General features: G+C 65.1%; 21 protein-coding genes. 11 read left to right on the top strand and 10 right to left on the bottom strand.

Annotated elements, in window-relative coordinates:
* Positions 1-137: 137 nt before the first annotated feature.
* The 5 genes from HNH97_RS06325 to HNH97_RS06305 form a co-directional block, all read right to left on the bottom strand.
* Entirely contained in the window at positions 138-1,910 is a 1,773-nt protein-coding gene (locus HNH97_RS06325) for a DEAD/DEAH box helicase (protein ID WP_110912488.1), read from the bottom strand.
* A gap of 293 nt (positions 1,911-2,203) precedes the next feature.
* Positions 2,204-3,190: a zinc-dependent alcohol dehydrogenase family protein gene (locus HNH97_RS06320; RefSeq protein WP_110912489.1), complete on the bottom strand. Its 987-nt coding sequence runs from the start codon at positions 3,188-3,190 to the stop codon at positions 2,204-2,206.
* A gap of 126 nt (positions 3,191-3,316) precedes the next feature.
* Entirely contained in the window at positions 3,317-4,489 is a 1,173-nt protein-coding gene (locus tag HNH97_RS06315) for a GNAT family N-acetyltransferase (protein WP_167400281.1), read from the bottom strand.
* Positions 4,490-4,566: 77 nt separating this feature from the next.
* Complete coding sequence (locus tag HNH97_RS06310; protein ID WP_110912490.1) at positions 4,567-5,034, bottom strand: RidA family protein; 468 nt, start codon at positions 5,032-5,034, stop codon at positions 4,567-4,569.
* A 37-nt stretch (positions 5,035-5,071) separates the two neighbouring features.
* Positions 5,072-6,640, bottom strand: coding sequence for a TSCPD domain-containing protein (locus tag HNH97_RS06305; RefSeq protein ID WP_233044468.1), 1,569 nt, complete (start codon positions 6,638-6,640; stop codon positions 5,072-5,074).
* A gap of 286 nt (positions 6,641-6,926) precedes the next feature.
* Here HNH97_RS06305 and HNH97_RS06300 point away from each other — a divergent pair, with 286 nt between their 5' ends.
* The 7 genes from HNH97_RS06300 (at position 6,927) to HNH97_RS06270 (ending at position 11,588) form a co-directional block, all read left to right on the top strand.
* Positions 6,927-7,295: an NADH:ubiquinone oxidoreductase subunit NDUFA12 gene (locus HNH97_RS06300; protein ID WP_110912492.1), complete on the top strand. Its 369-nt coding sequence runs from the start codon at positions 6,927-6,929 to the stop codon at positions 7,293-7,295.
* 58 nt (positions 7,296-7,353) lie between these two features.
* Positions 7,354-7,962: an outer membrane lipid asymmetry maintenance protein MlaD gene (gene mlaD, locus HNH97_RS06295; protein ID WP_110912493.1), complete on the top strand. Its 609-nt coding sequence runs from the start codon at positions 7,354-7,356 to the stop codon at positions 7,960-7,962.
* A 2-nt stretch (positions 7,963-7,964) separates the two neighbouring features.
* On the top strand, positions 7,965-8,195 hold the full coding sequence (locus HNH97_RS06290) for a hypothetical protein (protein ID WP_110912494.1): 231 nt from the start codon (positions 7,965-7,967) through the stop codon (positions 8,193-8,195).
* Positions 8,192-8,875 carry a DUF2155 domain-containing protein gene (locus HNH97_RS18135; protein ID WP_171790297.1) on the top strand — a complete coding sequence of 228 codons (684 nt, stop codon included), beginning with the start codon at positions 8,192-8,194 and terminating at the stop codon, positions 8,873-8,875. Before HNH97_RS06290 ends, HNH97_RS18135 begins: the two co-directional genes overlap by 4 nt.
* A gap of 107 nt (positions 8,876-8,982) precedes the next feature.
* Positions 8,983-9,735 (top strand): trehalose-phosphatase, encoded by a 753-nt coding sequence (gene otsB / locus HNH97_RS06280; RefSeq protein WP_110912496.1) that lies wholly within the window; start codon positions 8,983-8,985, stop codon positions 9,733-9,735.
* Positions 9,723-11,075 (top strand): alpha,alpha-trehalose-phosphate synthase (UDP-forming), encoded by a 1,353-nt coding sequence (locus tag HNH97_RS06275; RefSeq protein WP_110912497.1) that lies wholly within the window; start codon positions 9,723-9,725, stop codon positions 11,073-11,075. The genes otsB and HNH97_RS06275 overlap by 13 nt, the downstream gene beginning before the upstream one ends.
* Before the next feature lie 27 nt (positions 11,076-11,102).
* On the top strand, positions 11,103-11,588 hold the full coding sequence (locus HNH97_RS06270) for a disulfide bond formation protein B (RefSeq protein ID WP_171790295.1): 486 nt from the start codon (positions 11,103-11,105) through the stop codon (positions 11,586-11,588).
* Here HNH97_RS06270 and HNH97_RS06265 read toward each other — a convergent pair.
* Positions 11,545-11,721: a DUF1328 domain-containing protein gene (locus HNH97_RS06265; RefSeq protein ID WP_003617451.1), complete on the bottom strand. Its 177-nt coding sequence runs from the start codon at positions 11,719-11,721 to the stop codon at positions 11,545-11,547. The two genes, HNH97_RS06270 and HNH97_RS06265, sit on opposite strands and share 44 nt — an antisense overlap.
* A 235-nt stretch (positions 11,722-11,956) precedes the next feature.
* Here HNH97_RS06265 and HNH97_RS06260 point away from each other — a divergent pair, with 235 nt between their 5' ends.
* The 3 genes from HNH97_RS06260 (at position 11,957) to HNH97_RS06250 (ending at position 16,329) form a co-directional block, all read left to right on the top strand.
* Positions 11,957-14,002 carry an NAD(+) synthase gene (locus HNH97_RS06260; protein ID WP_171790293.1) on the top strand — a complete coding sequence of 682 codons (2,046 nt, stop codon included), beginning with the start codon at positions 11,957-11,959 and terminating at the stop codon, positions 14,000-14,002.
* A gap of 162 nt (positions 14,003-14,164) precedes the next feature.
* A complete protein-coding gene (locus tag HNH97_RS06255) occupies positions 14,165-15,616 on the top strand; it encodes a hypothetical protein (protein ID WP_171790291.1) in 1,452 nt (483 codons plus the stop codon).
* Positions 15,617-16,059: 443 nt separating this feature from the next.
* Entirely contained in the window at positions 16,060-16,329 is a 270-nt protein-coding gene (locus HNH97_RS06250; protein ID WP_003617455.1) for an HU family DNA-binding protein, read from the top strand.
* Positions 16,330-16,410: 81 nt separating this feature from the next.
* On the opposite strand, the gene HNH97_RS06245 is transcribed toward HNH97_RS06250, so the two are convergent.
* Genes HNH97_RS06245 through HNH97_RS06235 form a run of 3 tightly spaced genes read right to left on the bottom strand, consistent with a single transcriptional unit; the run spans position 16,411 to position 19,138 of the window.
* Positions 16,411-16,995, bottom strand: coding sequence for a LutC/YkgG family protein (locus tag HNH97_RS06245; protein ID WP_171790290.1), 585 nt, complete (start codon positions 16,993-16,995; stop codon positions 16,411-16,413).
* Positions 16,992-18,398 (bottom strand): lactate utilization protein B, encoded by a 1,407-nt coding sequence (locus tag HNH97_RS06240; protein WP_171790288.1) that lies wholly within the window; start codon positions 18,396-18,398, stop codon positions 16,992-16,994. Before HNH97_RS06240 ends, HNH97_RS06245 begins: the two co-directional genes overlap by 4 nt.
* Positions 18,395-19,138: a (Fe-S)-binding protein gene (locus HNH97_RS06235; protein ID WP_110912502.1), complete on the bottom strand. Its 744-nt coding sequence runs from the start codon at positions 19,136-19,138 to the stop codon at positions 18,395-18,397. The genes HNH97_RS06240 and HNH97_RS06235 overlap by 4 nt, the downstream gene beginning before the upstream one ends.
* Before the next feature lie 102 nt (positions 19,139-19,240).
* On the opposite strand from HNH97_RS06235, the gene HNH97_RS06230 reads away from it, so the two are divergent.
* Positions 19,241-20,167, top strand: a complete 927-nt coding sequence (locus HNH97_RS06230) for a LysR family transcriptional regulator (RefSeq protein WP_110912503.1) — start codon at positions 19,241-19,243, stop codon at positions 20,165-20,167.
* A gap of 82 nt (positions 20,168-20,249) precedes the next feature.
* On the opposite strand, the gene HNH97_RS06225 is transcribed toward HNH97_RS06230, so the two are convergent.
* A complete protein-coding gene (locus tag HNH97_RS06225) occupies positions 20,250-20,513 on the bottom strand; it encodes a hypothetical protein (protein ID WP_146220639.1) in 264 nt (87 codons plus the stop codon).
* Positions 20,514-20,679: the final 166 nt, after the last annotated feature.

Genomic DNA, 20,679 nt, shown 5'->3' with positions numbered 1-20,679 from the left:
TCGCCTGCAAAACTCCTGAAAATCCTCACTCAATGGGCTAAACTGCCTGCGTGAACCGTTCCAAACAATCCTTACCTATGCCAGCCCCTTCTTTTTTTGACCGATCCGGCGTCAGGCCGGACCGGTCATGTGCGGGATCAGGCCGGGCGGGCGCTGCGCTTGCGCGACGAACCATGCGCGCCACCGCGCGGGCCGCCATGCCCGCCACCACCACCAAAGGGACGCGGGCGACGGCCACCTGCGGGCGGACGCGGACCGCGCGGCCCCGGTGCCCGGCGCGGACCCGCACCACCGGCGGGCGCAGAGGCCGGGGCGACCTGGACCTCGTCATTATCGATCGCAGCGATGCAGGAGCGGAACTTTTCCGCCGTATCCGGTGCGATCTCGAACAGCGTCTGCGTATCGGCGATGCGGATCGCGCCGATATCGGACTTGCGCACCCCGCCAAGGCGGCAGATCAGCGGCACCAGCCATTTCGGGTCGGCCTTGTCCTGCCGCCCGACACTCATGGAGAACCATTCCCCCGGTTCGCGCGGGGCGTAATCGCGGCTTTCACGCGGGGCACGCGGGCCTTCGGCGCGGGGCGGACGGCTGTCGGGCGTGATCTGGCGCACGTTTTCCGGCTGCGGCAGGTGCGCGCGATAGGTGCGCAGCAGGGCCGCGGCCAACTGTTCGGGCGAATGGGCTTCGGTCAGGCGCGAAATCAGTTCGCGATCCGCCTCGGGCACTTCTTCCGACAGGGCCGGGTCCGCCAGCAGGCGCTGCGTGTCGAGCACGCGGATTTCCTCCGCGCTGGGCACGGCGGACCATGTGGCCGAAATCTTGGCCCCCATCATCAGGCGTTCGGCGCGGCGGCGCTGCGAGACGGGTACCATCAGCACGCACACGCCCTTGCGCCCCGCACGGCCGGTCCGGCCCGAACGGTGCAGCAGGGTGGCAGGGTCGGTCGGCAGGGAGGCATGCACCACCAGCGCAAGTGCCGGGATGTCGATGCCGCGCGCGGCCACGTCGGTCGCGACACAGACGCTGGCCTGTCCCTTGCGCAGGCTGTCGATGGCGCGGGTGCGTTCGGCCTGCCCCAGTTCGCCCGACAGCGCAACGGAGGAGAAACCACGTTCCACCAGTGCCGACTGCATGTGGCGGACCAGTTCACGCGTGGCGCAGAACACCATCGTCGTCGGGCTGTCGGTTTCACGCAGGACGTTGACGACCGAGGGAATGATTTCCCGCGCATCCGTCAGCAGCGCGCGATATTCGATGTCCGCGTGCTGCTTGCTGCCCGAAAGGGTGTCGATGCGCAGGGCGTCATGCTGGTAACGCTTGGCCAGCGAGGCGATCTCACGCGCGATCGTGGCGGAGAACAGCAGCGTGCGCCGCGTCTTGGGCATCGCGTCGAGCAGTTGTTCGAGTTCGTCGCGGAAGCCGAGGTCAAGCATCTCGTCCGCTTCGTCGAGCACGACGACCCGCAGGTCCGTCATCACCAGACGCCCGCGTGAGAGGTGATCGCACAGGCGTCCGGGCGTGCCGACGACGATATGGGCACCCATCTGCAGGGCACGCGCCTCACGCCGGGCGTCCATCCCGCCGATGCACGAGACGATGCGCGCGCCGGCAGGGGCATAAAGCCACGTCAGTTCGCGCGTGACCTGCATGGCCAGTTCGCGCGTGGGCGCGATGATGACCGCAAGCGGCGGACCCGCCGGGCCAAGGCGTTCGTCACCGCCCAGCAGCGTATCGGCCATCGCCAGGCCAAAGGCGACCGTCTTGCCCGACCCGGTCTGGGCCGAGACGAGGAGGTCACGCCCGTCGGCGGCAACGTCGAGGACTGCGGTCTGTACGGGCGTAGGGTTTTCATACCCCCGCTCGTCCAGCGCGCGTTGAAGTGCGGGATGGGTCTCAGGAAACGACATGTGATGAAGCAATCCGGGCAGATAAATTCAGGGCGACGCAGGAGGAGAGGCCGCCGGCCCTTCATGCGTCATGGGGGAAGGGGGGTGCATAAAGAAAGATGGCCTGAAATGCCAGCAATAATGATGGAGCCTGTCGAACACCCCTTTCGCGCGGGGAGGTCGTGCAGGTGGGGAAGGCTGATGAATGGAAGTTTTTGGTGACGCTTTTTGTCAAAAAGCGCCAAGGGCACGCCGCCTTTTTGGGAAAAAGGCGGCGCCCGGGAACTTTTGTTTATTTTATCAGGGGGTTGCTTTCAGGGAACCAGGACGGCGGCCCCTTCGAAGCGCCCGTGGCGCAGGTCGTCAAGCGCACGGTTGGCGTCCCGCAGGGGATAGGGGGTCGTTGTCGTACGCACCCCCACGCGGGGGACGAGTTCAAGGAAGTCGATCCCGTCCTGCCGTGTCAGGTTCGCGACCGAGACAAGCTGCCGCTCCTCCCACAGCAGGTCGTACGAAAATGCCGGGATCTCGCTCATATGGATGCCCGCGCACACGACGCGCCCGGCCTTGTGCACGGCCTTCAGCGCGGCAGGCACCAGCGCGCCCACGGGGGCGAAGATGATCGTGGCGTCAAGCTGCTCGGGCGGGAGTTCATCCGATCCACCCGCCCATGTCGCGCCGAGGTCACGGGCGAACTGCTGTGTCTTCGTATCGCCCGGCCGGGTGAAGGCATAGACCTTGCGCCCCTGCCACAGTGCGACCTGTGCGATGATGTGGGCAGCGGCGCCAAAGCCGTACAGGCCGATGGTCTGCGCGTCCTTGCCCGCGATCACCAGCGAACGCCACCCGATCAGGCCCGCGCACAGCAGCGGCGCGGTGGCCACGTCATCGGTGCCATCGGGCAGGGGGAAGGTGAAATGCGCATCCGCCACTGCCATCGTGGCGTAACCGCCATCGCGGGTATAGCCGGTGAACAGCGGATGGTCGCACAGGTTTTCCCGCCCGGTGTCGCAGTAATGGCAGTGCCCGCACGTATGGCCCAGCCATGGGATGCCGACGCGCTGCCCGATATGCAGGTCGGTGACATTGGGGCCGAGTGCATCGATGCGCCCGACGATCTCATGCCCCGGTGTCAGCGGATGGCCGGGGAAAGGCAGGTCCGCATCGACGACATGCAGGTCGGTGCGGCACACGCCACAGGCCCCGACCTTGACCCGGATCTGCCCCGGTCCCGGTTCGGGGTCCGGCAGTTCCGTCCATTGCAACGGGGTATGCGGGGCGTTCAGTCTCATGGCATGCATGGCGGGTATTCCTCCCTCATCATCAGGTCCGTGCGTGCGGGGCACGCGCGGTCGCAGGGGCGTATCCTATCACCATGGGGCGGGCGTGCGCATGACCTGCATCACCCGTGGGGGCGCAGGGGATGTTCAGCTTTGCGTGCGGTAGGGGGTCATGGCGTCGAGCACCTCCATCTCGCCCAGGACGGCGGTGCGTTCATGCTCCAGGAATTCCGCCACCGCATGGCGCAGGCCGGGATGCTCGATCCAGTGCGCGGAATGGGTCAGGCAGGGGCGATAGCCGCGTTGCAGCTTGTGCTCTCCCTGTGCGCCCGCCTCCACCCGGCGCAGGCCGTGGCTGATGGCGAAGTCCATCGCGCGGTAGTAGCACAGTTCGAAATGCAGGAACGGCCAGTCGCCCCGGTCACAGCCCCAGTTGCGGCCATACAGCGTGTCGCGCCCCATCAGGTTCAGCGCGCCCGCCACGGGTGTCCCGTCCTGGCGCGCGATCATCAGCACCACCCGCGCGCCCAGCCGCTGCGACAGGAGGGAGAAGAACGGGCGGCGCAGGTAGGCGCTGCCCCATTTGCGGTCCACGGTGGAGAGATAGAAGCGGTAGAAATGGTCCCACAGGTCCTCGGTAATGTCGGGGCCGCGCACCACATCGAACGTCAGGCCGCAGCCATTGGCGTCGCGCCGTTCACGCCGCAGCGTCTTGCGCTTGCGCGAGGCAAGGGCGTCGAGGAAATCGTCAAAGCTGGCATAGCCGGGATTGTCCCAGTGATACTGCACCCCCAGTCGCCGCAGCCAGCCTTCGTCCCCCATCAGGTCATATTCGCCCTGTTCGCAGAACGTCACATGGGTGGAGGACAGGCCCAGTTCGCCACAGGCCTGCCGCAGCGCACCGACCAGCGCGCGGGCAAGCGGCCGGTCATCGCGCCGGTCCGCGCGCAGCAAAAGGCGCGGGCCGGGCACGGGGGAGAAGGGAACGGCGACCTGCAATTTTGGGTAGTACTGCCCGCCTGCCTGCTCGAACGCGCGGGCCCATTGCTGGTCGAACACATATTCGCCGAAGGAATGGGATTTCGCATACATCGGGGCCACCGCCACCACCGACCCGTCCGCCGTGCGCAGGACGGCGTGCTGCGGCAGCCATCCGGTGCGCGCATCGACCGACCCGCTATCTTCCAGCGCGGACAGGAAGGCATGGCTGACGAACGGGTTGTCCCCGCCCGCGCACAGGTCCCACTGCGCCGCGGGGATTTCCGCGATGCGGCGGTGCAGGCTCAGGCTCAGCCCTGCGGATGGGTCGGTGTCAGGCATCGCACGATCCCCATGACGGTGTGCCGCCGCCCCCTGCACGGGCAGACAGGCGCGCGGCCGGGATGGGAGGACGGGGATCAGGCGATTTCGAACAGGCCCTCGACCTCGACCGCCGAATCCAGCGGCAGGGACGGCACGCCCACGGTGGAGCGCGCATGGCGTCCCGCATCGCCGAACACGGCGACGGACAGGTCGGATGCGCCATTCATGACGCTGGCATGCTGCGTGAAGTCGGGCGTGCAGGCGATGAAGCCACCCAGCCGCACGACCCGCCTGACGCGCGACAGGTCGCCGATGGCAGCCTTCACCTGCGCGATGACGTTGATCATGCTGTAGCGCGCGGCTTCCACCGCGAGTTCGACCGCCACGCTGTCGCCCAGCTTGCCGCTGGCATACAGCTTCCCGTCCACCAGCGGAAGCTGCCCCGATACGACAAGGGAGGAGCCGCTGATGACGGCGGCGACATAGTTGGCGACCGGGGCGGCGGGCGTCGGCAGGACGATGCCAAGCTGCTTGAGGCGGTCTTCGGGGGTATGTGCGGACATCGGTTCAGTTCCTGTTTTCCATGGCGCGCATGCGCCGTCATACAACCAGCCGCAGCCTGCCGCGTCGCGGCGGCGGCGTTTCGTCATTGTCGCCACCCGAACGCCCGTGGGCCGGCTGGTCCCGTGTCGGAAGGTCCAGCGGCAGCATGGGCGATGGCGCCGGCGTCAGGCTGTCCTCATGCGGGGCATCAGGCAGCCTGCGGCCAAGATAGGCATCGGACAGCGCCCTGAACGCATAATCCAGCATGGATGTCGCATAGGATGCAACCGCGTCGCCCTCCACCGTCCCGGCCGGGCCGAAATGGCTGTAGGCAAACGCATCGACATAGATTTCCAGTGGCGCGCCATATTGCAGGCCGATGCTGACGGCCTGTCCCAGGCTGTCCATCAGGCCGCGCGTCATCGGGCTTTCGCGCGTGGGGGTGATGGAGATTTCACCCAGCGTCCCGTCCTCATACTCGCCGGTGCGCAGGTAAAGCCGGTGGCCACCCACGCTGGCCTTCTGCGTGAAGCCGCCATGGCGCGGCGGCAGGGCGCGGCGCACGCCACGTTCCAGCACCGCGCGGGTCTGCAGCGTGTCGCGCATGGAATCGGGGCGCGGCGGCATGCGGTCGATGAAACCGGCCAGCGCGCGATACATCGCCTGGTGGGAGGACGCATCGGGCAGGGGGAGGACGACCTCACCCGCCAGCATGGCGGCGAACGCGGCCTCCAGCGTCAGGCCACGGCAGGCCAGGCGCGACAGCGTGCTGGTCGCCAGCCGCCCGTCGGGACGCAGGGGGGAGAAGGCCGGGGCCAGTCCGCAGGCCTCCACCCCCAGCAGGGCGTCGATCGGGCCGGGGGCGGAAAACCCGGTTTCCACCCGCGCCATGGGATGTTCGGTTTCCACCGCCGCATCCTGCCATACGGTACGCGCGATCTGGTTCACGCCGGGGACTATGCTGCGCACGGGCGGCAGGGGCAGGGCGTCCGCGCCCTCGCCCGCATGGGCCACCAGCGTCGCCAGCGCGACAAGGCTGCACGCCGCGTCACGCCCGCCCTCGCTGTCATAATCGAGGCCCAGCCCCGCAAGGCAGGCGTCAAGGTTGGTCAGCAGGATTTCCCCCGCGACCATCGTGCGCGTGCCGGCCATGTCGTCCACGCTGGCTGCGGCGGGCGGGGCGGCGGGGTCGTTGAGCGGCAGTTCCCCGTTGCGCAGCGCCGCCTTCTGCTGCGCGATGGTGCGCAGCACCCGGGCGAGCAGGCGCAGGGCCGCGACGAAATCATCGGCGCGGAAGCCGATGTCGGGATGCACGAACGCCGCCAGGTTGACGATGAATCCCGGCCTGCGGTCGAAATGCCCGTGCCACAGCGCCTCCGTCGGGGCGGCCTGACGCAGCAGCAGCAGGCAGGAGAGCGACCGCGCGACCGGTTCGATGACGGGGCGTGCGATCTCGCCCGCGCACAGGTCATCGACCCATCGCGCCGCCTCGTGCGCCAGATCGACGGGACGGTGGCCCGGCGTCAGCCGTGCAAGCGCCTCCGCCGCCGTATCGTCCCAATCGGCGGGAAGTGTGACGGTGCGGGGGGCATCGTCGGGGTCCGCGGCGGCCTGCACGGTACGCATGCGAACGCCGTTCCAGTGGCTTCGTGCTGTCATGGGGGCAGTCTATCCCCGCGCGTCACCGCCCCGGAACCCGCGCGGAGGGGAGTCGCAACTATACATTCCACTGTATATCGTGGATATGGGGGATAACTTTGTGTGAATGGCGCGCATGACGCCGCCGGTGATGGTAACGGGCATGGCGGTTGCCCGTCACGGGCACGAAGGTCGCGACGTTATTTGCGCGATATGGGCATGATCCCGCAGATGTGACGCCGTGTTCGCGCGAAATGCCGCTAGGCTGCGGGCCATGGCAAATCTCGGCACCCGTATCTATACCAGATTCAAGGGCCGGCTGGTTGGCAAGGATGCCGATGGCCGGTGCTATTATGAGGCCCGCACGGCCAACCGGACCGGTGGAGGTCTGAAGCGGCACGAACGCTGGGTCATCTATCACAAGGGGGAGGATGCGTCCGCCGTCCCGCCGGAATGGTGGGGATGGCTGCACCATATCGACGACGCCCCCCTGCCTGAAAGCGCGCGCAGGTCGTGGCAGATCCCGTACCAGCCCAACCAGACCGGGACCCCCGACGCCTATCGCCCGCCCGGCAGCGACTATCGCGGGGGACAGCGGGCTTCAACCACCAGCGATTATGATGCATGGTTCCCCGAAGGGTGAAACGCACGGCATAACCTGTTATGGGTGATGCTGATCGATTTTGGGAAAGCATCGCGTCATGGTTGCTGGGGTTTCAGCACGTCCGGAACGGAAACCGGCGGATCTTCTGGCCGGGTTCGCGGTCCTTGCACTGCTGGGCGGCTTTCTGGCCTATGCCGTGATCGACAAGGGACGCCCGGCCGAAAGCGGATACCGCCTGAATGCGACATTCGCGCATATCGACGGGCTTGCCGTCGGTTCGGACGTGCGCCTTGCCGGGATCACGGTGGGGCAGGTCGTCGATGAACGGGTGAACCCGAAGACGTTCGCCGCAGGCGTGACGTTCACGGTGCGCCCGGACATAAAGCTGCCCGACGATACGGCGGCCATCATCACCAGCGACAGCCTGCTTGGCGGGAAATACATCGCGCTCTCCCCCGGTGGGGATGACAGGATGCTGAAACCCGGCGCCACGATCGGGGAGACGCAGGGCTCCATCAGCCTGGAACAGTTGCTCAGCAAGTTCATCTTCTCCGTCACCGACACCCTGACGCAGGCCAACCAGGCCCGCGCCCATGCGCAGCAGTCCGGCGCGACGGACGCCCCGGCGACGCCCGCCCCCGCTTCTGCGCCGGCCCCGGCGCCCCTTGCGCCACCTGATGCGCCCGCATCGGGCAGGGAGCCATAAGGATGGGACAGGGTGACAGCCAGGACGACGCCATTCCCACGATCTGGCCCCAGCGCGACGGGGAGCCTGTGTCGTGCCGTGAGAAACTGCTGGTGCTGCGTGAAAACTATGTCGAACTGCATGATGTCATGCGCGACGCGTTCGAGGATGCGATCCTGATGGGTGTGGATGAGGCGCAGATGCGGCGTATCCTGATCGAACTGGTCCACAGGATGCGGAGTCCCCACGCATGAGGCGACAGATGCGTGCCGCGGCCCTTGCCGTTTCCCTGCTGGGCGGGGCTGCGGCCCCTTGGGTTCCTGTTGCCCGTGCCGATGCGCCGCAATGGCTGCCGCCGCCCGCGATGTACCCGCCCGACACGTGGAAGGGCCGCGGGAGCGCGGTGGTGCGGATCCTCGACAAGCTTGATGCCCATGTGCAGGTCCTCGATATCCCCGCCGGGCAGGATGCGACCTACAAGAGCCTGACGCTGCATGCGCGCGCCTGCCTCGAACGGCCGCCGACGCTGGCCGCCGATACGGCGGCGTGGCTTTCGGTGCATGATGCGCATGAGGGGATGATGCCGTTCGATGGCTGGATGCTGCGTCAGGAACCGGCTCTCGGCGTCTTCCAGAACCCGCTTTACGACGTGCAGGTCGTCGGGTGTGGCGGGGCGGATGTCGCCCCCATCCCGCCGCCGCTTGCCGTGGTGCAGCAGCAGCAGGCCGCGCCACCCGTGACGCCCGGTGCGGAGTCCACGGCACCGGCCCCCGTGACCGCGGCCGCACCGCCGCCGCAGGGGACGACGGCCCTGCCGCCGCCGCCACCCATGCCGCCGCCACCGCAGCCCGTGGCGCGTCCGGCCGCGCCGGTACCCGCCCCGCCACCGGCGGCCGAGGATGGTTCGGCCGCTGCCCCACTCTTGCTGCATTGATATGCAAGCATACCCCGACGCCACGTAAAACGGGGAACCGGCGTCGCCGTTCCCCGCCCTTGCGTCGATATCCCTGCCCGTTCGGTTTCCCGGAGGTCTGAACCATTATGAGCCTGATGTCTTCCCTGCCTGGCCACGGCGACATGCCCCCTCCCGACAAGACCGCGTTCCTGCTGGATTTCGATGGTACGCTGGTGGAAATCGCGCCAACGCCCGAATCGGTGAAGGTACAGGCCGGGCTGCTGGCGAGCCTGCGGCGGTTGCGGGCGAAATGCGCGGACGCGGTGGCGGTCATTTCGGGCCGCCCCATTGAACAGATCGATTTTTTCCTGGGCGATGTGCCCTATGCCGTGGCGGGGGAGCATGGCATCGCCGTGCGGCGCAGTCCCGGCGGCATCATCCACCGCGCCAACCTGCCCGCCGTGCCGTCCGCGTGGCTGGCGCAGGCGGATGCGCTGGCGGCGAAATATCCCGGCGTGCGGATCGAGCGCAAGAAGGCGGCCGTCGTCCTGCATTTCCGTGGCGCGCCCGATGCCGGCCCGGCCCTGCGTGAGGTCGCCGATGGCTGGGTGGCGTCGGACCCGCGCTTTCATGTGCAGGAGGCCAAGATGGCGTGGGAAATCCGTCCCGCCGGCATCGACAAGGGCCATGCGGTGCGCGACCTGATGAAGGCTGCGCCGTTCGCGGGGCGTTACCCGGTGTTCATCGGCGATGACGTAACGGACGAGGACGGGATCCGCGCGGCGGTTGCGCTGGGCGGGATTGGCCTGCGCATCCCGCGCGATTTTGCCGACCCCGCCGCCGTGCGGGCGTGGCTCGGGACGCTGGCATGTGGGGGGGATGACGCATGGGGCGCCTGATTATCGTATCGAACCGCGTTCCCGCCCCGCGTGATCGCAACCAGCCCGCAGGGGGGCTTGCCGTCGGGCTGAAGGATGCGCTGCGCGAAGGGGACGCCCTGTGGTTCGGCTGGTCCGGGCGGCAGGTGGACCATATGGATGGCGATCCCACACCCAGCATCGACCAGGTGAAGAACGTCACCTATGCCACCATCGACCTGACCCGCGCGCAGCATGCCGGGTTCTACCAGAATTTCTCCAACGGCATCCTGTGGCCGCTGTTCCATTACCGTGTCGGGCTGATGAACTATTCCCGCATGGACTGGGAAATGTATCTTGGCGTCAACGCCATGTTCGCGCGCACGCTGCGGCCGCTCCTGCGGCCTGACGACACGATCTGGATCCATGACTATCACCTGTTCCCCCTTGGGCAGGCGCTGCGTGACCTCGGGGTGAAGTGCCGGATCGGCTTCTTCCTGCATATCCCGTTCCCGCCATGGAGCCTGGTGCGCGCCCTGCCGGGTGCGGAACTGCTGCTTGAGGACATGCAGAGCTATGACCTTGTCGGCGTGCAGACGCCCGAGGATGCGGAAAACCTCAACCACGCGCTGCGCATGAACCACATGGCCGAACGCGGGCAGGCATTCCCGATCGGCATCGACCCGGTGGAATTCCGCGCGCAGGCCGAAGCCAGCATGGAAGGGCCGGAGGTCAGCCGCCTGCGCGACAGCCTGCGCGGGGCGCAACTGGTGCTGGGGGTGGACCGTCTGGATTATTCCAAGGGGCTGCCCGAACGCTTCAAGGGATACGAGGCGCTGCTGTCGCGCTATCCCGAACATCGCGGCAGGGTCACGTTCCTGCAGGTCGCCCCGATCTCACGCGGGAATGTGGAGGAATACCGCCAGTTGCGCTGCCAGCTTGACGAACTGACGGGACGGATCAACGGGGCCTATTCCGAATTCGACTGGACGCCGATCCGCTATATCACCCGCCCGATCTCGCGCGATGTGCTGGCCGGGTTCTACCGCATGGCGGATGTCGCGCTGATCACCCCGCTGCGTGACGGGATGAACCTGGTGGCCAAGGAATATGTCGCGGCCCAGGACCCGGCGGACCCGGGTGTGCTGATCCTGTCGCATTTCGCCGGCGCCGCCCCCGAACTGGACGAGGCGATCCTAGTCAATCCCTACGACACGGACGAAATTGCCGATGCGCTGCACCAGGCGCTGACGATGCAGCGCCCGGAACGCCAGACCCGCTGGATCGCGCTGGAGAAGGAAGTCAGCCGCACGACAGCGGTCAGTTGGGCCAATGATTTCCTTCAGGCGCTTGACGGGGCACCCGTTTCTGTCTCTTCGTAAGGCATGATGAGAGGCACGGGATTTGTGATGGCGCTGGCGGGTTCGCTGGCGCTTGCTCTGGCATGGTGGACGGAGCACGCGCTGGGCCATGTCCCGTGCGGGTTGTGCCTGTGGGAAAGATGGCCCTATCGCGTACTGGTGGGTCTGGGGATCGGGGCGATGGTGCTGCCCCGTGACGCCGCCCGTCCCGTGCTGTGGTGCTGCATGCCGGTGCTGCTGGTTTCATGCGGACTGTCGGTCCTGCATGTCGGGGTGGAGCAGGGATGGTGGCCCAGCCCGCTGCCGGAATGCCGGGCCCCCACCTTCCACGGCGGCACCTTTGCCGAACGGCTGGCCTCGATGCCTGCACGCCCGGCCAAGCCATGTGACGCCCCGACCTACCTGATCGCATGGCTGCCGGTCTCCATGACCGCGCTGAGTGGCCTTTATGCCTTCATGCTGCTGTGGCTGGTGCCACGTGGGCTGAAGGTCAAGGGACGCTTCCGCGGCCGCGGCCGAAAAACAATCCAATGACGAACAGTATGATGAAGATGAAGAACAGGACCTTCCCGAAATAGGCGAAGGTCGATGAAATCCCGCCAAACCCGAAAACCGCAGCGATCAGGGCCAGGACGAGGAAGGTGATGGTCCAGCGTAACAGGTCCATATCTTGCGCTCCTTCAGTTGGTGTGTCGCATGGGGCCTGTCGGCCGCTGGCGTCCATGCGTGTAATGTAAATGTTTCACGTCCGGCGAAGTTCATCGCGATGGGCAGATCGTGAAGGTGCGGGGTTTGTGGCGGACGGGATGTGGGAGTACATCTGACCATCCGGCGGTCCGTGCATGCGGCGTTCCCCGGGGGCGATGCGTGGCCGGGTCGCGACATCAGGCGGAGGCAGTTTCATGACGGATTTTGACGCACTCTATCGTCATGGGTTCGCGCGGGTCGCGGCCTGCACGCTGCCGGTGGCGCTGGCGGACCCGCAGGCCAATGTCCTGCGCTCCCTGCAGCAGGCGCAGGCCTGCGATGCGGACGGGGTCGCGATTGCCGTGTTCCCCGAACTCGGCCTCTCGGGCTACGCCATCGAGGACCTGCGCCAGCAGGATGTCGTGCTTGAACGCGTGGACGCGGCGGTGGCCGAACTGGCGGCGGGCAGCGCGGGGTTGCTGCCGGTGCTGGTCGTGGGCGCGCCGCTGCGGCATGGCGACGAACTGTATAACTGCGCCGTCGTGATCCATCGTGGGCAGGTCCTTGGCGTGGTGCCCAAATCCTACCTGCCCAATTACCGCGAGTTCTATGAGGCACGGCAGTTCGCCCCCGGTGTGGGCGTGCGCGGCGCGCATATCCGCGTGGGCGGGCAGGAGGCACCGTTCGGCACCGACCTTGTGTTCGAGGCGCGCGACGTCGCGGGCCTGACGCTGGGGGTGGAGATCTGCGAGGACATGTGGGTGCCCCAGCCTCCCAGCACCCGCGCCGCACTGGCCGGGGCCAGCGTGATCGCCAACCTGTCCGCCAGCGACATCACCGTGGGCAAGGCGCAGACCCGCACCCTGCTGTGTCAGGCCCATGCGGCGCGGTGCCTGTGCGCCTATGTCTATGCCGCAGCGGGGGAGGGGGAATCGACCACCGACCTTGCGTGGGACGGTCAGGTCTCGGTGTTTGAAAATGGCGTCGTCCTTGCACGGAGCGACCGCTTCCCGACCGGTCCCGTCCGTGCGGTGGCGGATATCGACCTTGACCTGCTGCGCCAGGAACGCATGCGCATGGGCACCTTTGGCGACAACCGCCGCGCCACGGACGATGACGGGGCATGGCGGCGCGTGGGCTTTGTCCTTGACCCGCCGATGCGCGACCTCGGGCTTCGGCGTAACATCGCACGCTTTCCCTTCGTGCCGTCAGACCCCGCCCAGCTTGAGCAGGACTGTTACGAGGCGTTCGCCATCCAGGTGTCCGCCCTGAAGCAGCGGATACGCACATCGGGCGCGCGGCGCATGGTGATTGGCATTTCGGGGGGGCTGGATTCCACGCATGCGCTGCTGGTCGCGGTCAGGGCGGCCGATGAACTGGGGCTGGGGCGTGATGTGGTGATGGGCTACACCATGCCCGGCTTTGGCACCACCGCAGGGACGCGCACGAACGCGCTGGCGCTGATGGAGGCGCTGGGCGTTACGGCGGCGGAAATCGACATCCGCCCGACCGCGCGGATGATGCTGGAGCAGATGGGCCATCCCTTTGCAGGTGGGGAGGCGGTCTATGACGTCACGTTTGAAAACGTGCAGGCGGGGCTGCGCACCGATTTCCTGTTCCGTCTGGCGAACCAGTCGGGCGGCATCGTGATCGGCACCGGCGACCTGTCCGAACTGGCGCTGGGGTGGTGCACCTATGGCGTGGGTGACCAGATGTCGCATTACAACGTCAATGCGGGCCTGCCCAAGACGCTGATCCAGCACCTGATCCGCTGGGTCATGTCCAGTGGCGGGGAGGAGGCACGGACCTGCGCCATCCTGCGCGATATCCTCGAGACCGAGATCTCGCCCGAACTGATCCCTGCGCATGAAGGCCACCCGGTCCAGAGCACGGAGGCGCGAATCGGCCCCTACGCCCTGCAGGATTTCAACCTGTATTACGTCCTGCGCCACGGCTTCCGCCCGTCGCGCATCGCGTTCATGGCGCATCATGCATGGCGTGACGCGGCGCACGGCGCATGGCCCCCCGGATTCCCCGAGGAGCGCAAGGTCGCCTATCCCCTGGAGGAGATACGCCGCTGGCTGCTGGTCTTTGTCGAGCGTTTCTTCGGCTTCAGCCAGTTCAAGCGTTCGGCCATGCCCAACGGCCCCAAGGTCCTGGCGGGCGGCGCGCTGTCGCCGCGCGGGGACTGGCGCGCGCCATCGGACGGGAATGCGCGACTGTGGATCGAGGAAATCGAGCGGTCCGTGCCCCTGAAGTGACGCATGGGGGACAATGCGCGTAATCCATCGCGCAGGCCGTCCGTCTTGGAGAATTGTTAACTTCCTTCTGTCTATTCCTGCGTGCGGGATCGGACGTGCCGTGCCGGTGATGGCGGCGGTCCCTTCCATGGTGGGATGCAGGCGGTTGTTGGTCCAAGACGCATGCAGGCCCCCCGCAGGTTGGAACTGGTTGGTGGCGGGGCGCGCATGGCCCATGTCCGCAACACGGAACAGGGAGCGGAAAGCATGCAGGCTGTAAGCATCACGGGTGCGCAAGGTACGACCGTATCCATCGCCACGGACAGCACATTTACCAATACCCTTGCCCAGCAGTATGCGCAGCAGGTGACCGCGACGCTGTCGAGCGACACCATGGTCGCCGGGACGCCCGGCACGGACCAGTCCAGCGCCGCGCGCACCTTTGTCGATATCACGTCGGGCGGGACCTATACCCTTGATGGCAGCGATACGGGCATCGTCATCGGCGGCCTGAATGGCCAGTCACTCAGCCAGGCGGTGTCGGTCAACGCCACGGGCGTCACGACGCCGGTGAACGTGATTGCAGGCGACCTTGGCGGCGTCACCTATACCGCCGGAAGCGAGTCCGGGGTTTTCACGGCGGCAGCGGGCAACAATGTCTTTTCCGGCGGGTCGGGCGATTACGTCATCAATACGGGTGCGGGGCGCGATACCATCAGCACCGGGACCGGGCAGGACACGATCAATGCCGGGATCGGCGCCGCCGCGATCTACCTCGCCGCCGCGAACAACACGCTGGACCTGCAGGGCGCGGATACGGTCTATGGCGCCGATCGTGCGGCGCAGGATGTCACGCTCGAGACCAGGAGTTCGGTCTCCGGCAGCGCCAGCCTCGACCTCGGCGCCAAGTCGCATGTGACCGATACCGGCAGCGGCAACAGCATGACCGTGCATGGTGGCAGCACGGTGACCGGCGGCACGGATGACAGCGTGACGCTGATGAACCAGCAGGGCCTGTACGGGCTTGAGGACCTGCTGGAGGCGCAGACGATGAACAGCGAGGCGGGCGATACGATTTCCGCCACCGGATTCGTGACGATCAATGACCCGACCGGCGGCGATGTCAGTGTCGATGGCTGCCTGCGGTTCCTCAATGCCCGCGGCACCGCCACCGTCAGCGCATGGCGCAGCACCATCTATGGCGCCGCGGGGACGGATGACCTGAACATCACCGCCAGCGACGATACCTATACCGATTTCGACGGCAGCCAGGGATCGGGCAACGAGGTGTTCGATGGCGCGAATTCGACGGGCGACATCGACGCCGTCGGTGGCAGCGGCAACAACACCCTGATCGGTGGCAGTGGCAACAACACCCTGTCCGGTGCGAATGGCATCAACGATTTCATCTTCATCAATGGCCATGCGGGTGGCCAGGACATCATCAAGGACTTTGGCAAGTCCTCGGCCAATGTTGTCGAACTCAGCGGCTACAACATGACGCAGGCGTCGCTGCAGGACATGCTTGCCAACGCTACCGTGACGGGCGGCAACACGACAATATCCCTGTCGGACCATACGCGCGTGACATTCGTAGGCGTGATCGACCTCGGCGCGCAGAATTTCAAGGCATAGGGGCGATTGACACGGCCCCGCGCCTGTCCGCCGATCCATACATGATCCGCCCCGGATGTGGCCGGGGCGGATTTTTCATATCCGTGATCCGGTAAGGTGGCGGGTAAAACGGTTTCGCCATCCTGCCCGTCATATCAGGGCTTTTGCGATGGTTTTCATGCCGGCGAAGATGACAGGCATGTGAAATAATGATACAGATTCGATATAAAACATTCCATCTTCGCCAAAGTTGGTATCATATCGGCCACTTCGGCAAGGGACGGAGCTTTTGCTGATCTGGACAGCAAGATTTGGCATGTAATGACAAAAATTCGCTGGCGTAAGTTTATCTGCTGCGTTACAAGCCGCGACCGCCCGGCCTGATGGTTCATGCACCGTTACGGGTGGAATCAGGATATGTCCTAATTTTATACAGCATGGTTTGAAAGGAGCAGACAGTCTCGATGAGCAAAGCCTTTATTGCCGCCGTGATTCAGGATTCGATCGATTGCACTGGCGTGGCCGCCAACCAGGCTGCTTCGGATCTGATGGAAGCCATTATCAAGGAACTGAAGCGCGAAGGTGGTTTCACCCTGCCGTCATTCGGTACCTTTACCGTCAAGAAAACCAAGGCGCGCAAGGCGCTGAACCCCCGCACCGGTGAACCGGTCAAGGTCAAGGCGGGCAAGACCGTCCGGTTCAAGGCGAGCCCCAACCTGAAAAAGGCTGTCTGAATACAGTTCCGCCCGCCGATTGCCCCGTAATCGGGAACCGGCGGGCGGTCATGTTCCTTCCGGCAGGGCCGGACGCCCGGTTCAGCAGAACCAGACGCTCAGGCTGCGCACGCCCTGCGCGCCGCGGATCAGCACCCCCTGGATATCCGCCGTGGCGGAGGGGCCGCTCATCAGTACGCCATAATTCGCGCTGCGGAATTCCGGGCGCTTCTGATACGCCGTGTGCATGTTCGCCGTGATTTCGTCCGGCGACAGCAGGATGACGATATGCTGCGCCAGATGGGCCAGCGAATTGAGGGGCAACTGCTTCTCGCTCAGGAAAATCGATCCCGTCTCCGCGATGCCGAAGGCCGCGCGCACGACGGCAATGTCCACATCCTTGGCGTCCTGCGGGGTCTTCAGCGTTTCCGCGCGCATCGTGCCGTTGGTTTCCGGCACGGCGGAGCAGACATTCTTCGCATCGGGGAAACGTCGCGCGATCGCCATATCGAGTGTTTCGTCGCCCTGGCGTTCCAGCACGTCACCGCCGAGGATCTTCAGCGAGGTGATGAAGCGTTCCCTGCTGGCGTCAAGGTCGCCAAGGGTCGCGACCGGCGGCAGGGGATACTGCTCGGGGGAGGGGCGGTTGGTGCGCAGGGCCTGAAGGATTGTATCGCGCGCGCTCATCGTGTTTCCTCGGTCTTGCTGGCCTTGTTCGTCCGGTTGGCCTTGTACCACGAATGGAACGTCTGCTTGACCGGATGGGGGTTTTCGCGGTGCTTGCCCCACGGGTTGAGCCAGTTGTACAGCGCAAAGCGCGGCAGCGTGCTCAGCGATGTTTCCGTGGCGTTGATGGCGGCGCGGTACAGCTTCGGCTGCCCCATCAGCTTGCCCGCCATGTGCATGATCTCACGCTTGACGAACGGCATTTCATGGTGCTGCACCAGCACGCGGCGCCATTTGTAAAGCTGTTCGTGGATGTTGATCTTGACCGGGCAGACATTGGTGCAACTGCCGTTCAGCGTGGAGGCATAGGGCAGGGTGCTGTATTTGCGTTCGTTGAAGGTCGGGTCGATGATCGCCCCGATCGGCCCGGAATAGACCGCGCCATAGGACAGGCCGCCCGAACGGCGATAGACCGGGCAGGTGTTCATGCACGCCCCGCAGCGGATGCATTTGAGCGAGGTCCAGAACTCGCTCATCCCCAGTCGCGCCGAACGCCCGTTATCGACGAGGATGACATGCATCTCCCCGCCTTTCTGTGGCCCGCGGAAGTGGGAGGTGTACTGCGTGATCGGCGAACCCAGCGCGCTGCGTGACAGCAGGCGGATGAACACGCCAAGGTCGGCCATGCGCGGCACGAGGCGTTCGATGCCGATGGTCGCGATATGCAGGTTGGGCACGGTCGCGCTGAGGTCGGCATTGCCTTCGTTGGTGCACACGACGAAGGTGCCGGTTTCCGCGACGACGAAATTGCCGCCGGTCATGCCGGCATCGGCATGCAGGATCACGGGACGCGCGGCCTGGCGCTGTGCCTCGGCCAGCAGGTGCGGGTCGCGGATGCCGGGATCGGTCTTGTAATCCTTGGCGAAGATGCGCGCGACATCCGATGTCAGCTTATGCACGGCGGGCACGACGATGTGGCTGGGAAGCTGGTCGTCAAGCTGCTGGATGCGTTCGCCAAGGTCGGTTTCGGTGACGGTGACGCCGCGCTTTTCAAGATAGGGCCGCATGTCACATTCCTCTGTGACCATCGACTTGCTCTTGATCAGGCTGCGTGCGTTGTGCGCCTGCAGGATCTCGCCCACGATGCGGTTATGTTCCGCCCCGTCACGCGCCCAGTGGACGTGGATGCCGTTCTTCTTGGCGTTTTCCTCGAACTGCTCCAGATATTCGGGCAGGCGGGCGAGCGTGTGTTCCTTGATGCGTGACGCCTCGGTGCGCAGTTCCTGCCATTCGGGCAGCATGTGCATCTGGTCGTCGCGCTTCTGGCGCATGTCCCACAGGCGTTCGTCATGGAACTTCAGGTGGGGGGCGTCTTCCAGGAACTTTTCGGCGGCTCTGGCGTGGTTGACCGGCCTGTTGCTCATGACCGTGCTCCGTTCAGGATCTGTGCGATATGGATGAAGCGGATCGGGATACCGGCACGTTCGGCGCAGCCCTGCTGGTGCATGACGCATGACGAATCCGCCGAAACGATGTAATCCGCGCCCGCCTGGTAATGGTCGCGCACCTTGTCCACGCCCATCCGTGCGGACACCGCCTCTTCCGTGACGGAGAAGGTGCCGCCAAAGCCGCAGCATTCGTCAGGCCGCTTCGGGGTGACGAAGCGGATGCCCTTGACCTTCGTCAGCAGGTCCATCGGCTTGGAGAACGGCTTTTCGCCCAGTTCCGACATGCTTGCGGTGCGCAGCGCGCGCAGGGTGCCGCAACTGTTGTGCAGGCCGACGGTGTGGTTGAATTCCGCCCACGGGAATTCCTCCACCTTCAGGATGTCATGCAGGAATTCCACCAGTTCATAGGTGTTTTCGCGCACATGGCGGACTTCGTCGGTCTGGGGGATGGCGTCGAAATTGTCGCGTACGTGATGTGTGCAACTGCCGGACGGCATGACGATCTTGTCAAACCGGGCGAAGTTGCGCACGAACAGCGCTTCGGCGGCGGCGGCATCGGAATTGCAGCCGGAATTTCCCATCGGCTGCCCACAGCATGTCTGGTCCAGCGGATATTCGACATCCTGTCCCAGCTTTTCCAGCAACTCCAGCGTGGCAATGCCGGCCTGCGGGTAGAAAGCATCGATATAACAGGGGATAAACAGGCCAATCTTCATCAGGGAGCACTCATCCTTAGCAGATGGGGGAACGTGGCGCATGGTATGTTATGGCGTCAAATATATATTGAACTAGGTTTCCATATATTATTTATATGCCAAATGGATCTAAGACACCTTCGCTATTTTGTCGCCGTCGCGGAAAACGGCAGTTTCACACGCGCGGCGGAACAGTTGGGCATAGAACAGCCCCCCCTGAGCCAGCAGATCAAGCAGTTCGAAAATGAACTTGGCGTGCTGCTGTTCCAGCGCCTGACGCGCGGGGTGCGCCTGACGGATGTGGGGGTTGTCCTGATGGACCAGGCCAAGGCCATTCTTGGCATGCAGCAGCAGTTCCTGTCCATTGCGACCGGCCTTGCCCGTGGTGAGCGCGGGCACCTGCGGGTCGGACTGGCGGGGGCGGTGTCGCTGCTGCCGCTGATCCCGCAGACCGTGCGCCGCTTCCGCGAGGAATGGCCCGATGTCACCATCTCGCTGGAGGAAAGCAATACGCCTGCCCTGCGCAAGGCGCTGCATGACCGGGCCATAGATATCGCGATCGTCCGCCCGCCCGTGCCCGACGGGGGGGAGGGACTGATCGTGTCCCCCCTGCTGGCGGAACCGACGGTTGTGGCGCTGCCCAAGGGGCACGCGCTGGCCTCCCGCCCGCGTCTGGAGCTTGAGATGCTGGCCGATGAACCGCTGATCATCTTCCCGCGTGAACTTGGGCCGGGATTTCATGACGCCATCCTGTCGGCCTGCCAGAATGCGGGGTTCACCCCGCGCATGGGGCAGCAGGCGCCGCAGATCGCCTCCACCGTGCCGCTTGTCGCGGCGGGGCTTGGCATTTCCGTGGTGCCGCAATCGCTGCACCAGATCCATTCGGGGGGGGTGACCTATCACTCGCTCGGGCCGAAGGCGCCAAAGGCGGACCTGGCGATCGCCATGCGCGCGGGGCAGCATTCCCCGCTGATTTCGCATTTCGTGGCGATCCTGCGCGATGCCTGCCGTGACATGCAGTTGCCTGCCGGGGATGAAACCGGTCCCTGAAATAGCAAAAGGGGGACCCCCCATAAGGAAGTTCCCCCTTCACCGTCAGTCATGACCCGCCGGTGGGCGGGGTCATGCCATATCAGTTGCTCTTGTTTTCGTCGTGACCATGGTGGCCATGGCGATGCTTGCCTTCGTGGTGTTCACCCTCATGGTGCTCACCTTCGCGGTGTTCATTGCCATTTTCGCCTTCATGATCGCGATGTTCGCCGTGATCACCCTGCTCGTCATGATGATATTCATGATGATCGTTGTTGTTGGTGTTGTCCTGCGCCATTGCGGGAACGCCATACGCGCCGAGGGCACCAGCAACACCGGCAATCATCAGAAAACGTGTGAACTTCATAAAATGTACCTCCTGTTTACGACACAATAAGGCATTGCGAACGCGACCTTATAGTGTCTTTAATGTGTACAAATGTTACAGATGGATGCAATCAAAAAACTGCTTTCACATTATTTTAATAAATCTGACATCAATAGCGGCTCTTAGCTATGCGCGGCAGATATTC

The sequence above is a fragment of the Gluconacetobacter entanii genome (genome assembly GCF_013155425.1).
In the GTDB taxonomy this organism is placed as follows: domain Bacteria; phylum Pseudomonadota; class Alphaproteobacteria; order Acetobacterales; family Acetobacteraceae; genus Novacetimonas; species Novacetimonas entanii.
This window is presented reverse-complemented; position numbering and strand designations above follow the sequence as displayed.

What these genes read in the sequence shown, in the direction of transcription:
- HNH97_RS06270 (WP_171790295.1), top strand. Translation starts at nt 11,103, where the DNA reads ATGGCGCTGGCGGGTTCGCTGGCGCTTGCTCTGGCATGGTGGACGGAG.
- HNH97_RS06315 (WP_167400281.1), bottom strand. Translation starts at nt 4,489, where the DNA reads ATGCCTGACACCGACCCATCCGCAGGGCTGAGCCTGAGCCTGCACCGC.
- HNH97_RS06290 (WP_110912494.1), top strand. Translation starts at nt 7,965, where the DNA reads ATGGGACAGGGTGACAGCCAGGACGACGCCATTCCCACGATCTGGCCC.
- HNH97_RS06325 (WP_110912488.1), bottom strand. Translation starts at nt 1,910, where the DNA reads ATGTCGTTTCCTGAGACCCATCCCGCACTTCAACGCGCGCTGGACGAG.
- HNH97_RS06275 (WP_110912497.1), top strand. Translation starts at nt 9,723, where the DNA reads ATGGGGCGCCTGATTATCGTATCGAACCGCGTTCCCGCCCCGCGTGAT.
- HNH97_RS06225 (WP_146220639.1), bottom strand. Translation starts at nt 20,513, where the DNA reads ATGAAGTTCACACGTTTTCTGATGATTGCCGGTGTTGCTGGTGCCCTC.
- mlaD (WP_110912493.1), top strand. Translation starts at nt 7,354, where the DNA reads ATGGTTGCTGGGGTTTCAGCACGTCCGGAACGGAAACCGGCGGATCTT.
- HNH97_RS06255 (WP_171790291.1), top strand. Translation starts at nt 14,165, where the DNA reads ATGCAGGCCCCCCGCAGGTTGGAACTGGTTGGTGGCGGGGCGCGCATG.
- HNH97_RS06245 (WP_171790290.1), bottom strand. Translation starts at nt 16,995, where the DNA reads ATGAGCGCGCGCGATACAATCCTTCAGGCCCTGCGCACCAACCGCCCC.
- HNH97_RS06300 (WP_110912492.1), top strand. Translation starts at nt 6,927, where the DNA reads ATGGCAAATCTCGGCACCCGTATCTATACCAGATTCAAGGGCCGGCTG.
- HNH97_RS06320 (WP_110912489.1), bottom strand. Translation starts at nt 3,190, where the DNA reads ATGCATGCCATGAGACTGAACGCCCCGCATACCCCGTTGCAATGGACG.
- otsB (WP_110912496.1), top strand. Translation starts at nt 8,983, where the DNA reads ATGAGCCTGATGTCTTCCCTGCCTGGCCACGGCGACATGCCCCCTCCC.
- HNH97_RS18135 (WP_171790297.1), top strand. Translation starts at nt 8,192, where the DNA reads ATGAGGCGACAGATGCGTGCCGCGGCCCTTGCCGTTTCCCTGCTGGGC.
- HNH97_RS06235 (WP_110912502.1), bottom strand. Translation starts at nt 19,138, where the DNA reads ATGAAGATTGGCCTGTTTATCCCCTGTTATATCGATGCTTTCTACCCG.
- HNH97_RS06310 (WP_110912490.1), bottom strand. Translation starts at nt 5,034, where the DNA reads ATGTCCGCACATACCCCCGAAGACCGCCTCAAGCAGCTTGGCATCGTC.
- HNH97_RS06305 (WP_233044468.1), bottom strand. Translation starts at nt 6,640, where the DNA reads ATGCGTACCGTGCAGGCCGCCGCGGACCCCGACGATGCCCCCCGCACC.
- HNH97_RS06250 (WP_003617455.1), top strand. Translation starts at nt 16,060, where the DNA reads ATGAGCAAAGCCTTTATTGCCGCCGTGATTCAGGATTCGATCGATTGC.
- HNH97_RS06240 (WP_171790288.1), bottom strand. Translation starts at nt 18,398, where the DNA reads ATGAGCAACAGGCCGGTCAACCACGCCAGAGCCGCCGAAAAGTTCCTG.
- HNH97_RS06265 (WP_003617451.1), bottom strand. Translation starts at nt 11,721, where the DNA reads ATGGACCTGTTACGCTGGACCATCACCTTCCTCGTCCTGGCCCTGATC.
- HNH97_RS06230 (WP_110912503.1), top strand. Translation starts at nt 19,241, where the DNA reads ATGGATCTAAGACACCTTCGCTATTTTGTCGCCGTCGCGGAAAACGGC.
- HNH97_RS06260 (WP_171790293.1), top strand. Translation starts at nt 11,957, where the DNA reads ATGACGGATTTTGACGCACTCTATCGTCATGGGTTCGCGCGGGTCGCG.